We start from the raw sequence: 13,094 nt of genomic DNA, 5'->3' as shown, positions 1-13,094 counted from the left end.
AGCGGCGGAGGACCGCCCCGTCCCGGTTATGCACCTAGTTGCAAAACCCTCGCCTCCTCGCTAGAACAGGTTCATTCACCCCCGCGCGAGGAGGCACACCCCGATGAGCACGCAGAGCACCCGGAGCAGGTACCCGCACCTGCTCAGCCCCCTGGACCTCGGGTTCACCACCCTGCCGAACCGCGTGATCATGGGCTCGATGCACACCGGCCTGGAGGAGCACGCGGGCGGGTTCGAACGCCTCGCCGCCTTCTACGCCGAGCGCGCCCGCGGCGGCGCCGGCCTGATCGTCACCGGCGGCATCGCCCCGAACGACGCCGGCCGCCCCTTCGAGGGCGGCTCCCGCCTCACCACCGAGGAGGAGGCCGCAGAGCACCGGGTGATCACCGAGGCCGTGCACGCCGAGGGCGGGAAGATCGCGATGCAGATCCTCCACTTCGGCCGCTACGCCTACCACAAGGACCTCGTCGCCCCCACCGCCCTCCAGGCCCCCATCAGCCCGTTTGTCCCGAACGAGCTCACCGACGCCGAGGTCGAGCGCACCGTAGAGGACTTCGTCCGCGCGGCCCGCCTCGCCAAGCTGGCCGGGTACGACGGCGTCGAGATCATGGGCTCCGAGGGCTACCTCGTCAACGAGTTCATCGCCGCCGCCACCAACAAGCGCACCGACCGCTGGGGCGGTGCGTACGAGAACCGGGTGCGGTTCCCGCTGGAGATCGTCCGGCGCACCCGCGAGGCCGTCGGCGAGGACTTCATCCTCATCTATCGCCTCTCGATGCTCGACCTGATCCCCGGCGGCTCCACCCTCGACGAGGTCGTCCACCTCGCCAAGGAGATCGAGGCCGCCGGCGCCACCATCATCAACACCGGCATCGGCTGGCACGAGGCGCGCATCCCCACCATCGCCACCTCCGTCCCGCGCGGCGCCTACACCTGGGTCACCAAGCGGCTGATGGGCGCGGTCTCCGTACCGCTCGTCACCAGCAACCGCATCAACACCCCGGAGATCGCCGAGGAACTGCTCGCCGACGGCCGCGCCGACCTGGTCTCGCTGGCCCGCCCCTTCCTCGCCGACGCCGACTTCGTGGCCAAGGCCGCCGCCGGCCGCTCCGAGACCATCAACACCTGCATCGGCTGCAACCAGGCCTGCCTCGACCACACCTTCAGCGGCAAGATCACCAGCTGCCTGGTCAACCCGCGCGCCTGCCACGAGACCGAACTCGTGCTCTTCCCGACGCGGTTGAAGAAGACCGTCGCCGTCGTCGGCGCCGGCCCGGCCGGCCTCGCCTGCGCCGTCTCCGCCGCCGAACGCGGCCACGCCGTCACCCTCTACGAGGCCTCCGGCCACATCGGCGGACAGCTCGACGTCGCCCGCCGGATCCCCGGCAAGGAGGAGTTCGAGGAGACGATCCGCTACTTCGGCACCCAGCTCGCCGAGCGCGCCGTCGACGTACGGCTGAACACCCGCGCCGACGTGGCCACCCTCCAGGGCTACGACGAGGTAGTCGTCGCCACCGGAGTCACCCCGCGCACCCCCGACATCGAGGGCGTGGACCACGCCAACGTCGTCAGCTACCTCGACGTCCTGCGCGACGGCGCCCCCGTCGGCGAGCGCGTCGCCGTCGTCGGCGCCGGCGGCATCGGCTTCGACGTCGCCGAGTTCCTCACCGACAGCGGCGAGGGCGCCTCGCAGGACCCCGAGGTCTACTTCCGGCACTGGGGCGTCGACACCGCGTACACCGGCCCCGGCGGGCTCGCCGCGCCCGAGCGGCCCGCGCCCCCGCGCCAGGTCGTGCTGCTCCAGCGCAAGAACACCAAGGTCGGCGCCGGCCTCGGCACCACCACCGGCTGGATCCACCGCGCCGAGCTCAAGCACCGCGGGGTCGTCTCCGTCGCGGGCGCCGCGTACGACCGCATCGACGACGAGGGCCTGCACATCACCGTCGACGGCGAGCAGCGGCTCGTCCCCGCCGACACCGTGGTCCTGTGCACCGGCCAGGAGCCGCGCCGTGACCTGTACGAGGCGCTGCGCGCCGCCGGCGTGGCCGCGCACCTGATCGGCGGCGCGGACGTGGCCGCGGAGCTCGACGCCAAGCGCGCGATCCGCCAGGGCACGGAGCTGGCCGCAACGCTCTGACCCGTACGGGGAGTTGTGGCGGCCCGGCCCGGGCCGCCACAATCGTCCGGTGACGCTGACACCGGCAGACGCGGACAAGATCCTCGCCGACAACTTCGCGCCCTGGGTCCTCGCCCTCGGCCTCACCGTCGCGGAGACGGGCGAGCGGCACGCCGTACTGCGGCTGCCCTGGTCGGAGGCGCTGGCCCGGGACGGCGGCGGGCTCTCGGGGCAGGCCCTGATGGCCGCCGCGGACACCGCCACGGTCATCGCGATCTCCGCCGCGCGCGGCGGGTACGGCCCGATGACCACGGTCCAGCAGTCCACCAGCTTCCAGCGCCCGGTGACCGGCGTGGACGTCCTGATCGACGTCCGCATCACCAAGCTCGGCAAGCGGATGGCCTTCGCCGACATCACCATGACCCCCGAGGGCTCCGAGGAGCCGGCCGCCAAGGCCGCCACGGTCTACGCCCTGCTGGGCTGACCCGGCTCCGGCGGCCTCGCGGCCGGCGGTTCCGTGGCCGGTGGCCCCGAGGTCAGTGGGCGGCCGTGACGCTGACGCCCGTGAGGCGTTCCGCCTCGGACCACAGGCGGGCATTGGCCGTACGGTCCAGGGCGCGGCGGGTGATCCGGGCTTCCGCCGTCGGGCCGACCAGGCCGAAGCGGCCGCCCGGGCCGTAGTAGCCGCCCGCCACCGCGTCCGGGCTGGTGGCCGCGTACAGCAGCGGCTCGGCGCCCGGGCCGACCTCCTGCTTCGGGAGGAAGTCGAGCGCGCTCATCGCGCGGTGCAGCCGCGAGGGCTCGTCCCGGCCGAGGCTGGCCCCTGCGGTCTGGAGGTTGGTCTTCGTGTACCCGGGGTGCGCGGCCGTGCTGCGCAGCGGCCAGTCCCGCTCGGCGGCGAGTTCGGCCAGGTGCCGGGCCATCATCAGGTCGGCCAGCTTCGACTGCGCGTAGGAAAGCATCGGGACGTACCGCCGGCGCTGCCACTGGAGGTCGCCGAAGTCGATCCGGCCGAAGTCGGCGGTACGGCTGCTCATGGTCGTCACCCGAGGCGCGGGCGCGGCCAGCAGCGCGGGCAGCAGCCGTACCGTCAGGGCCAGCGGGCCGAGGAAGTTGCTGCCGAACTGGAGCTCGAAGGCGTCGGCCGTGGTCATCCGGGCCGGTGGGGCCATCACCCCGGCGTTGTTGACCAGCAGGTCGAGCGGGGTGCCGTCGGCGAGGATCCCGTCGGCGAAGGCGGCGACCGAGGACAGGTCGGCCAGGTCGATCCGGCGTACCTCCAGCCGCGCCCGGGGGTGGCGGGCCAGGATCTCGGCGCGGGCCTGCTCCCCCTTGGCTGGCGTCCGGACGGCCAGCACCACGCGGGCCCCGGCCTCCGCGAGGCGGCGCGCGGCCTCCTTGCCCGTACCGCTGTTGGCGCCGGTGACGACGACGAACTGTCCGGACTGATCGGGGACGGCGTACATGGGGGCTCCTCGGGACGGGGGCGGGGCAGGTAATAGACCGGCGGTCTGTTGCCTGCCCTCCGACGCTAGCAGACCGCCGGTCTGATAACAACAGACCGCAGGTCTGTAAGCTGGCGTGGTGACCTTGCCCCAGAAGTTCCAGCGCGCCCGCAGCGAGGAGCAGCGCGCCGCCCGCCGCGAGGCGATCCTCGACACCGCGGCCGACATGCTCGCGGAGATGCCCGTGGCGCAGGTCAGCCTGAACGAACTCAGCCGCCGCGTGGGCCTCGCCAAATCGAACGTGCTGCGGTACTTCGAATCCCGCGAGGACGTCCTGCTGGAGCTGCTCGGCTCCGCCACCCGGGAACTCGTCGGTCACCTGGAGGTCGCGCTCGCCGAGGCCGCGGGCCCGGCCGAGCCGGCCGAGCGGGCCGACCGGCTGGCGGCCCGCGTCGCGCGGGCGCTCGCGGACCGTCCGGTGCTGTGCGACCTGATCAGCGCCCAGGCCGCAGTCCTGGAGCGCAACGTCTCCCCGCAGGTCGCCGCCCAGTTCAAGCGCGCCGCCATCGCCAACGCGACCGCCCTCGCCGGGCTCGTCGCCACCCATGTGCCGGAGCTGGGGCAGGAGGACGCCTTCCGGTTCGTCGCGGCCACCGTCATGGTCACCGGATCCGTCTGGGCGCACGCGCAGCCCTGCGCGGCGATGCTCACCGCCTACGAGGAGGACCCCGCGCTCGCGGTGTTCCGCCTCGACTTCGAGGACACGCTGCGCGAGACGCTGGAAGTGCTGCTGTCCGGGCTGCTGGCGCGCGCGGGCCGGGCGCGTCTGGGATCGTGGGCCGTGGGGGAGCCCAGCGAGGAGCGGTGATGTCCGGAGAGTTCGAGTCGATCGTCGAGATCGACCGCCCCGTCGAGCAGGTCTTCGCGTACCTGGCCGACGGCCGTCACGACCCCGAGTTCAGCCCGCGCGTCCAGGAGATCACCAAGACGCCGGACGGCCCGACGGCGGTCGGCACCGTCTTCCGCAGCACCGTCAAGGACGCCGGGATGAAGAGCAGCCGGGAGTTCCGGATCGTCGGCCACGACCCGCCGAGCCGGATCCGCTGGCGCGAGCAGAGCAAGAACCTGGTCACCGCCGAGGGCGGCTACGACCTCGACGCGCTGCCGGGCGGCCGCACCAGGGTGCGCATCTTCAACACCCTCGAAGGGCACGGCTTCGGCAAGCTCCTGGTCGGGCTGGCGCTCTCGGCCGCCCGCCGGGACGCCCCCGACTTCGGCCGCCGGATCAAGGCGGCGGTGGAGGCCTCCGTCCCTGCGTGAGTCACCGCGGGACGGCTCGCGGGAGCACCGGCGCCACGCGAAGGGCACCGCCCACCACGGGGTGAGCGGTGCCCGGCGGGCAGGGCGCCCGCCCTGTCGTTCCGGTCGGGGACCGGGTCAGAACCGCCCGGGGGTGGAAGGCAGCGGGAGGGGCTTCTGCGGGGCCTGCGGGGCCTGCGGGGCCTGCGAGGCGCGCCGCTCGGCGGTACCCGGCGGCGTCTGGCAGGTCACGTCCTCGGCCGGCAGCTTGCCCGTCGTCAGGTAGGCACTGACCGGCGCGTTCGCGCAGGAGTTGGGGTCGGAGAGGTACACGCCGTGGCCCTCACCGCCCTTGGCCAGCACCATCTTCGATCCCTTGAGCGCGCGGTGCAGGCCCTGGCCGCTGGTCAGCGGGGTCTGTGAGTCCCACTCGTTCTGCACGGTCATCACGTTCGCCCGGGTCTTCATCGGCGTGGCCGCCTCGACCGGCCGCTGCCAGAAGGCGCACGGCTTGATGTTCGAGGCGAAGTCCCCGTACAGCGGGTACGCGGCCTTGTCCTTGACCGCGTCGCGCCGGTACTGCTCCGGATCGCGCGGCCAGGCGCCGGTGTCCCCGCACACCACGCTCCAGAAGACGGCGGTGCCGTTGTCCGTGGCGGGCTCGGCCGTCCGGAAGACGCGCTTCAGCTCGGCGGTGGCGGCGGTGGGAGTGGCTCCGTCCGGGGCCTTGCCGTCGGCCGCGTCCTTCAGCGACTTGACGAAGGGAGCGGCCTGCGCCGGGTAGAAGAACACGCCCCGCGAGGCCCGGATGTCGTCGCCCGTGATCTTCATGTCGTCGACGACGATCGGGTCCTTGTCGGCGCGCGCCACCAGCGCCCAGAACGTCTGTGACACCGCCTGCGGGCTGTCGCCGAGCCGGAACTCGCCCGAGCGTTCGGCGGTCCACTCGGTCCACCGCTTGAACGCCGGCTCGGCCTCGGTCGCCCACACCTGGATCATCCCGCGCCAGATCCGCTGCGGGTCGACCCCGCTGTCGAGCACGAAGCGGTCCGTCCGGTTCGGGAACATCTGCGTGTACACCGCGCCGAGGTAGGTCCCGTACGAGTAGCCCAGGTAGGAGATCTTCCGCTCGCCGAGCGCGGCGCGGATCGCGTCCAGGTCGCGCGCGGTGTTGCGGGTGGTGATGTGCGGGAGCACCGCGCCCGCCTTCTCGCGGCACTTGTCGGCGACGGTGCGCGCCCACGCCACATCCGCCCCGAACGTGGCCTTCCGGTACGGCCGGTCCATGTTCTGCTCGGCGTCGGTCAGTCCGCAGCTGATGGGGCTGCTCTGGCCGACGCCGCGCGGGTCGAAGCCGATGAGGTCGAACTGGTCCCGTACCTCCTTGGGCATCGCCTCGGCCGTCATCAGCGGCAGGTCGAGCCCGGATCCGCCGGGGCCGCCCGGGTTGAGGAGCAGGACGCCGTGCCGCTTGGCCGGGTTCTCGCTCTTGACGCGGGATATCGCGAGGTCGAGCTTGCGGCCCTGCGGACGGCTGTAGTCGAGCGGGACCTTGATGGTCGCGCACTCGTACGAGGCGGGAGTGTCGGCGCCGCAACGGTGCCAAGCGGGCTTCCGCGCACCGTAGTCGGGCCCGGGCGCGGCGGTGGCCTGGGTGGCGGACAGCAGGGGAACGGTGGTGGCGACGAGTCCGGCGGCGGCGAGCAACGGTGCGAATCGCTTCATGCGCACGAAGACCGGTCCTTTCGGCTGAGGGATGGTCGCAGTCCACCCTGTTGCACCCGCCGCGCGGGCGAATCATCCCCGAGAGTTGGTCTCGATCCTCCGCGCGTATGACCTGAAATCCGGACAACTGGCCGACACGCCGAGGGTGTTGGGGGAGCGAAATGAGTAAACGCAGCGGTTCATTCAGCCAACTGAACTGTTCAGTCTTGACAGTGAACTGGTGGGTATAGTTCAGTCGGGGCATGGACACCACCGCAGCCACCACCGCAGTCGCCGCCCCGGACGCCACCCTGCGCTCCACCGCCCGCGTCGTCGCGCCCTTCCACACCCTGGAGGGCGAGGGCTTCCCGGTCCGCCGCCCCTTCCCGCAGGACGAACTCCCCTTCGTCGACCCCTTCCTGATGGTCGACCAGGTCGGCCCGCACGTCCTCGGGCCCGGCGAGGCCAAGGGCGCTCCGCCGCACCCCCACCGCGGTTTCGAGACGATCCAGTACGTCATCGAGGGCGCCATGGAGGACATCGACTCCGAGGGCCACAAGCGGGTCATGAACCCCGGCGAGGTCCAGTGGCTCACCGCGGGCTCGGGACTCGTCCACCTCGCCCGCCCCACCCCCGAACTGCTCACGCGGGGCGGCCCGCAGCACCTGCTCCAGATCTGGGTGAACCTCCCCGCCCGCCTCAAGGGCACGCCGCCGCGGGTCCAGTACGGCTCGCCCGCCGACATCCCCACGGTCGCCACCGGCGAGGGCGCCGAGCTCACCGTGATCACCGGCTCCACCCACGGGGTGACCGGCCCCTTCGCCACCCACACCCCCGTACTCGTCGTGCACGCCCGCCTCGCGGCCGGCGGCCGCGCCGAGTTCACCGTCCCGGCCGGTCACAACGCCATGCTGTACGTCCTGTCCGGCGCCGCCGCCACCCCCGACGGCGCGCTCCCGAACGGCCACCTCGCCGTCCTCGGCCAGGACGGTGACCGGTTCGCCGTGTCCGCCCCGGACGCGGCCGCCGAGGTCCTGGTCCTGGCCGGCGAACCGATCGGCGAGCCCGTCGCCCGCAGCGGGCCGTTCGTCATGAACACCGTTGCCGAGCTGCACCAGGCGCAGCTCGACTACCAGCGGGGCCTGATGGGGCGCATCGAGGTGTGACCGAACGGTTCAGTTCATATACTGAGAGACCCCCCGTCAGCGCAGCAGATCAGAAGGACACCGCCCCCGCATGGACGCCGAGACGATGAACGCCACGGACGAGTACGGCATCCCGATCATCCCGGGGCCCTCCGACTCCGCCCAGCGCAAGCGGCAGGCGATCATCGACGCGGCCCTCGCGGAATTCCTCACCGAGGGCTACTCGGCGGCCTCGATGGACGCCATCACCCAGCGCTCGGGGGTCTCGAAGGCGACGATCTACAAGCACTTCGGCAACAAGGAACGCCTCTTCCTCGCCGTCGTCGGGGGCGTCCTGCCCCAGACGTACGCGGGCCTCCAGTGCTGCGGCTCCACCATCGCCGAGGCCCCGGACCTGCGGGCCGCGCTGATCAACTTCACCACCGACTGGACCAGGCTGGTGCTGCGCCCCGACATCATGTCGCTGCGCCGCCTGGTCATCGGCGAGATCGACCGCTTCCCCCAGCTCGGCCAGCTCTGGTACCGGGTCACGTACGACATGAACAACGGCCCGCTGACCGAGGCGTTCACGGAACTCGACGCGCGCGGGACGCTGGAGGTCCCCGACCCCGCGCTCGCCGTGCAGCAGCTCGTCGCGGCCACCCTCGGGGTGCTCCAGCTGGTGCACACCTTCTCGACCGACACCGAGGTCGACGAGGCCGAGCTCTCCCGGGTCATCACCTCCGGCGTGGACCTCTTCCTGGCCCGCTACGCCGCCGTGTGACCCGGACCGGGCCATCGAGTCCCTCCGGGCGGCGCCTCAGAGTGCCGGAACGACCTTGCCGTTCCGGATGACGAAGACGTTCCCCTTGTTGTAGGGCACGGTGGTCCGCTCAAGTGTCATTATTTCCTCAAGGGTGAGGCGGCGACCCTGGGCGAGCTGGTGCTTGCTGACGATGGAATGCCACTGGTTGTGGGTGACGTTTTCCATCAACACCAGATTGCCGAGGTCGTTGGGATACCTCCCGGGTATCTGGTGCGCGAATTCCAGGGGAACGATGTGATGGATCTGGTACGCCCCTCCCGGCTGTAGTCCTTTCCCCTGAGTGGCGCTCTTCCACCACGCCCTCGCATCGGTGCGCAGCCTGTCCTTCATCGCACCCGTGAGCGGCTGCTGTTCGAAGAGGTGTTCCACGATCATGGACCGTTCCGCGAGGGTCAGCGGGGCGGTGAAGCGGGCGGCCGGGGCGGCGAGCTTGAATTTGATCGCCCGCGCCTCCGCCCTTTTCGCGGCGAGCGCGGCTTTCGTCGCGGCCGTGACCGGCTTCTTGCCCGGTCCTGTGGTCCCCTTCGGGGACACCGGCTTCACGGATGCCGGGGCGCCCTTCGGCGGGGGGACCACCTTGAGCGTCGCGGGCTTCTTGGGCGGCGGGGTCTTCACGGCCGTGGTCGGGGTGTGCGCGGGAGGCGGGGCGTTGACCGCGATCTTCTGCTCGACCTGCTGCGCGGCCTGTTCCTCGGCCTGCTCCTCGGTGGCCCGGGCCGCCGGCTGGACCCCGCTCTGCGGGTGCGGCTCCGGGGCCTCCGGCCGCGCGGTGGGATCGGCGGCCTTGGGGGCGGGCTCCTTCACCGTCTCGCCCCTGCGCAGCGGAACGTCGTTGTCGTTCACCGCGCCGCCCCCCGGCCCGGGCCGCCCGCGCTTCGGCGCCGCCGACGGCTTCGTGTGCGGTGTGCCCGCCTTGCCCGGACCCGGGAGCCCGGGCACCGCCTTGGGGGCGAGTTTCGGCGCCGTCGACTCCGCCGCGCGGAGCGCCGCCGCCTCCAGTTGGGCCGCCCGGCCGAGGACCTTGCCCAGGAAGTTCCGCAGGCGCGTCATCAGCGTGCGGAACGGCCCGAGGATCCTGCCCAGGCCCTTCAGCGTGCTGAGCGCCCCTTCGACGAGGGCGCCGATCGCGTTCTCCACGGCCGTGATGGCCTTGCCGATCTCGGCGAGCGCCTCCGCCCCGCGGGCGAGGACCGGGCAGACGCGCCCGATCTCGCCCGCGATCCTGGTGACGGCGTTGCCGACGCCCTCCGTGAACACGGCGATGAGCAGGTTGCCGACGGCGGAGCCGACCGCCTCCCCCACGTCGTACCCCAGGCGCTCCGGGTGCGTGTGGAAGATGGCCTGCCGCGCCCGGGTCGCCTTGGAGGTGAGGGCGCTGGCCGCACCGGCCTTCTCGGCCTCGGTGTGCTGCGTCAGGATCTGCTTCGCCGTCTCGGGCGCGGCGGCCGGCTTGTCCCCGTCCTTCTCGGAGATCGCCGCGACGACGCGCCGGGCTCCGGTGCGGCCGGCCTCTCCCGCCTTGCGCACCGCCACGTCCTGGAGGCTGCCGAAGAAGAAGAGGTCCTCCGGGTGCTCCTTGATGGTCTCGATCAGCGAAGCGGCCAGGTGGTACTTGAAGTCCTCGTACGCCCCGATCAGCCCCGTGACCTCATCGATCAGGTCGATCTCGCCCTTCAGGACGCCGGTCGCGAGCTTCCCTCCGAACGCCTGGAGCTGTTCGAGCAGGACGCCGATGCCCAGGAGGTCGGTGAGCGGGCTCACGAGGCCCGCGGCCGCGCCGGCGTAGTACGCCGCGATCATCTTCTCCTGGTTGCCGCTCTTGGCCAGGTCCATGGCGCCGGCGTGGATGTCGGCCCTCGACTTCGGATCCTGGATCTGGCGGTCCAGCTCCGCGAAGAAGCCGATCACGGCCGCCTTCAGCATCTGCTGCTGCAAGCCCGACCCGACCGCCACCCCCGCGAGCTCGTCGACCAGCAGGTCGCCCCAGAAGCCGAGGGAGTCCGGCTTCTCCGGCGCCGCCTGCTCCTGGGTCTGCTCCCCGGCCGCCACCCGGGCCACGCCGACCGCGGACCCCTCCACGGCCGGCGCGGGGGCCGTGCCGCGCGCCCCGGCGGCGCTCGCGGCGGCGGCGGCCGCCCGCTCCGTACGGTCCGTCCCCGCGGGCGCCGGTCCGCCGCGCGCCTGCTGGACCGTGTGCGCCAGCTCGTGGGCGATCAGGGCGCGGCCGCCCGGGTCGCCGGGGCGGTACTCGCCCGCCGCGAAGACGACGTCCTGGTCCACCGTGAAGGCCCTGGCCCGTAGCGCGTTCGCCGACTCCGCCGCGGCCGTGGAGGTGTGGAGCCGCACCGCGGACAGGTCGGCGCCCAGACGGGATTCCATCTCCGCCCGCAGCGGAGGGGCGAGCTCGCGCCCCTCGGCGCTCCGGGCCTCCTCGCGCAGGTACGCGCCCACGGCGCGGTTGCCTGCGCCGGACGCCATCAGCCGGGCCAGCCCGGGCGGAGCCTCGACGACTCCCGGTTCGGGTCCCGGTCCGGATCCCGGTTCCGGGTCCCGTACGGGTTCCCGCCCCCGCCCTCGGTACCGCTCCCACGCGCGCCCCCTCGACCGCGGCTGCGCCTTCGACGGCGTCCGAGGGGCCCGCCCGCCGCGGTGGGCGCCGCTGCGGACCTGCGACTGACGTACGCGCTCGGCCATGGGTCTCACCCCGCTCGCGCGGGGATCCGGGAAGGGGATGGGGCTGGCGGATTGATCATTTTCAGTCTAGGTTGCCCCCCTACGCCCTGCAATCCACGCATGGGTCCGATACCGTGCCCCCGAGCTGGTCCGTTGGCCGTGACCGGCCGAACCTCACCCTCCAGAGCTGTACCAATGGCACAGTCCAGCGCCGCACGGTTGAGCCAGTGGGCCGTACATGTTTATCTGTGGCGTATCCATGTACTTACGGCGCCGCGCAGCGCCGGGCGGCAACGAGGCCGGACCGGAGCGCGGCGCCTTCGCCGTGCCCTTCGCCGCCCACCACCCCCGGGCGGTCGCCGGGCCGGCGCGCACCACTGCAAGGGGGGCGGCACACCGCCGTGAAGAGAATGTTCGTGGCTCCGGATCCGGGGCTGATGCGACTGAGGAACTCCAGCCGGGCGGTGATCGGCGTCGCTCTCGCCGTCGTCATGGCCGAGCTCTGCGGGCTCTCCCTCACCGCCTCCATCACCGGAGGACTGGCGGCCCTGCTCGCCCTCTTCACCGTGCTCGACTCCACCGTGCGCGCCCAGCGCCTGACCACCGCCCTGCTGCCCGCCGCCGGGTTCCCCGTCCTCGCGCTGGCCACCGCCCTGCACGACCTGCCGCTCGTCCGTGACGCCGCGTTCCTCGCCGTCGTCTTCGCCGGGGTCTACGCCCGCCGCTGGGGGCCGCGCGGACACGCGCTCGGGATCTTCGGCTTCATGATGTTCTTCGTCACCCAGTTCCTCCACGCCCGCCCCGGCCAGCTGCCCGAGCTGTACGCCGCCGTCGGCCTCGCCCTCCTCTCGGCCGGCGCCGCCCGGTTCGTCCTGTGGCCCATCGAGCGCCGCACCCCGCCGCCCGCCGCCCCGCCCGGCCTCCCCGGCACCGGCCTGGCCCGGCCCACCACCCGGCAGGCCTTCCAGGCCACCGCCGCCTGCGGCTTCGCCCTCACCATCGGCCAGGCCCTCTCCGACGACCGCTGGTACTGGGCCGTCGGCACCGCCTGGTGGATCTTCGTCAACACCACCTCCCGGGGCGAGACCCTGGTGCGCGGCTTCCGCCGGGTCCTCGGCACGGTCATCGGCATCGCCGCCGGCCTGCTGATCGCCGTACCGCTGCACGGCGCCCCCGCGCCCACCGCCGCGCTGGTCGCCGTATGCGTCTTCGGCATCTTCTACACCGCCGCGCCCTCGTACTCCTGGATGATGTTCTTCGTCACCGTCATGGCCGGACTGCTCTACGGACTCCTCGGCGTCCTGCACCCCGGCCTGCTGCTCCTGCGCTTCCAGGAGACCGCGATCGGCGCGCTCGGCGCCGCTCTCGCCGTCGTGATCGTGCTCCCGGTGACCACCCACGCCGCCAACGACGCCTGGATCCAGCGCGCGCTGCACTGCGTACGGGCCTCCACCGCCGCCACCCTCGACCGCCTCGCCGGCGACCCGGACGCCGATCCGGCCCCGCACGCCGCCGAGCTCGAACTGCTCCTGGGCCGCGTGCGCATGGCCCTCGCCCCCCTCGTGCACCCGCTGAGCCCGCTGCGCGCCCGCAAGGCCCGGGCCCGCCAGGTGCTGGCCCTGCTCGACGACTGCGCCCGCGAGGTACGCGGCCTCGTGGCCGTCGCCGCCGACCCGCAGGCCTCGCACGACGCCCGCCTCGCCGCCGCCTGCTGGCGCGTGCAGGCGGCCGTCGAGGCGCTCACCGCCCCGCACGGCGCGGCCGAGCTCACCGCCCCGGCCGCGCCCCGCCCGGCGGCCGCCGCCGAGTCGGCCCTCGCGCACCTGCACGGGCTGGAGCACGCCCTGGTCGCCCTCGCGACCCCACTGCGCACCGACCCGAGGGCTCCGCTGATCCCCGCCGCCTGA

The 13,094-nt window shown here is 72.9% G+C and carries 10 protein-coding genes; 7 read left to right on the top strand and 3 right to left on the bottom strand.

All coding sequences use genetic code 11. From position 1 onward, the window contains the following. Positions 1 to 103: 103 nt before the first annotated feature. Both EES41_RS07220 and EES41_RS07215 read left to right on the top strand, forming a co-directional pair. Positions 104 to 2,137, top strand: a complete 2,034-nt coding sequence (locus EES41_RS07220) for an NADPH-dependent 2,4-dienoyl-CoA reductase (RefSeq protein ID WP_123076647.1) — start codon at positions 104 to 106, stop codon at positions 2,135 to 2,137. A 49-nt stretch (positions 2,138 to 2,186) separates the two neighbouring features. After that, on the top strand, positions 2,187 to 2,600 hold the full coding sequence (locus EES41_RS07215; RefSeq protein ID WP_123076645.1) for a PaaI family thioesterase: 414 nt from the start codon (positions 2,187 to 2,189) through the stop codon (positions 2,598 to 2,600). Between the two features lie 52 nt (positions 2,601 to 2,652). On the opposite strand, the gene EES41_RS07210 is transcribed toward EES41_RS07215, so the two are convergent. Then, entirely contained in the window at positions 2,653 to 3,582 is a 930-nt protein-coding gene (locus EES41_RS07210; protein WP_123076643.1) for an SDR family oxidoreductase, read from the bottom strand. Between the two features lie 124 nt (positions 3,583 to 3,706). Between EES41_RS07210 and EES41_RS07205 the strand changes: the two genes are divergently transcribed. Together EES41_RS07205 and EES41_RS07200 are read left to right on the top strand one after the other, a co-directional pair. Next, positions 3,707 to 4,429: a TetR/AcrR family transcriptional regulator gene (locus EES41_RS07205; RefSeq protein WP_123082322.1), complete on the top strand. Its 723-nt coding sequence runs from the start codon at positions 3,707 to 3,709 to the stop codon at positions 4,427 to 4,429. After that, the gene (locus EES41_RS07200; protein ID WP_123076641.1) at positions 4,429 to 4,881 is read left to right on the top strand and encodes an SRPBCC family protein; all 453 of its coding nucleotides are present in this window, start codon (positions 4,429 to 4,431) and stop codon (positions 4,879 to 4,881) included. Before EES41_RS07205 ends, EES41_RS07200 begins: the two co-directional genes overlap by 1 nt. Before the next feature lie 117 nt (positions 4,882 to 4,998). Here EES41_RS07200 and EES41_RS07195 read toward each other — a convergent pair whose 3' ends face one another. Next, entirely contained in the window at positions 4,999 to 6,585 is a 1,587-nt protein-coding gene (locus EES41_RS07195) for an alpha/beta hydrolase (protein WP_254211361.1), read from the bottom strand. A 242-nt stretch (positions 6,586 to 6,827) separates the two neighbouring features. On the opposite strand from EES41_RS07195, the gene EES41_RS07190 reads away from it, so the two are divergent. Together EES41_RS07190 and EES41_RS07185 are read left to right on the top strand one after the other, a co-directional pair. Beyond that, positions 6,828 to 7,730: a pirin family protein gene (locus tag EES41_RS07190; RefSeq protein WP_123076639.1), complete on the top strand. Its 903-nt coding sequence runs from the start codon at positions 6,828 to 6,830 to the stop codon at positions 7,728 to 7,730. Between the two features lie 70 nt (positions 7,731 to 7,800). Further along, a complete protein-coding gene (locus tag EES41_RS07185; protein ID WP_250569117.1) occupies positions 7,801 to 8,472 on the top strand; it encodes a TetR/AcrR family transcriptional regulator in 672 nt (223 codons plus the stop codon). A 36-nt stretch (positions 8,473 to 8,508) separates the two neighbouring features. Here EES41_RS07185 and EES41_RS42855 read toward each other — a convergent pair whose 3' ends face one another. Further along, positions 8,509 to 10,992 carry a DUF4157 domain-containing protein gene (locus tag EES41_RS42855; RefSeq protein WP_164495779.1) on the bottom strand — a complete coding sequence of 828 codons (2,484 nt, stop codon included), beginning with the start codon at positions 10,990 to 10,992 and terminating at the stop codon, positions 8,509 to 8,511. 605 nt (positions 10,993 to 11,597) lie between these two features. Between EES41_RS42855 and EES41_RS07175 the strand changes: the two genes are divergently transcribed. Then, complete coding sequence (locus EES41_RS07175; protein WP_123076635.1) at positions 11,598 to 13,094, top strand: FUSC family protein; 1,497 nt, start codon at positions 11,598 to 11,600, stop codon at positions 13,092 to 13,094.

The sequence above is a fragment of the Streptomyces sp. ADI95-16 genome (assembly GCF_003721495.1).
GTDB lineage: Bacteria > Actinomycetota > Actinomycetes > Streptomycetales > Streptomycetaceae > Streptomyces > Streptomyces goshikiensis.
This window is presented reverse-complemented; position numbering and strand designations above follow the sequence as displayed.

What these genes read in the sequence shown, in the direction of transcription:
- EES41_RS07220 (WP_123076647.1), top strand. Translation starts at nt 104, where the DNA reads ATGAGCACGCAGAGCACCCGGAGCAGGTACCCGCACCTGCTCAGCCCC.
- EES41_RS07210 (WP_123076643.1), bottom strand. Translation starts at nt 3,582, where the DNA reads ATGTACGCCGTCCCCGATCAGTCCGGACAGTTCGTCGTCGTCACCGGC.
- EES41_RS07200 (WP_123076641.1), top strand. Translation starts at nt 4,429, where the DNA reads ATGTCCGGAGAGTTCGAGTCGATCGTCGAGATCGACCGCCCCGTCGAG.
- EES41_RS07195 (WP_254211361.1), bottom strand. Translation starts at nt 6,585, where the DNA reads ATGAAGCGATTCGCACCGTTGCTCGCCGCCGCCGGACTCGTCGCCACC.
- EES41_RS07190 (WP_123076639.1), top strand. Translation starts at nt 6,828, where the DNA reads ATGGACACCACCGCAGCCACCACCGCAGTCGCCGCCCCGGACGCCACC.
- EES41_RS07185 (WP_250569117.1), top strand. Translation starts at nt 7,801, where the DNA reads ATGGACGCCGAGACGATGAACGCCACGGACGAGTACGGCATCCCGATC.
- EES41_RS42855 (WP_164495779.1), bottom strand. Translation starts at nt 10,992, where the DNA reads ATGGCGTCCGGCGCAGGCAACCGCGCCGTGGGCGCGTACCTGCGCGAG.
- EES41_RS07175 (WP_123076635.1), top strand. Translation starts at nt 11,598, where the DNA reads ATGTTCGTGGCTCCGGATCCGGGGCTGATGCGACTGAGGAACTCCAGC.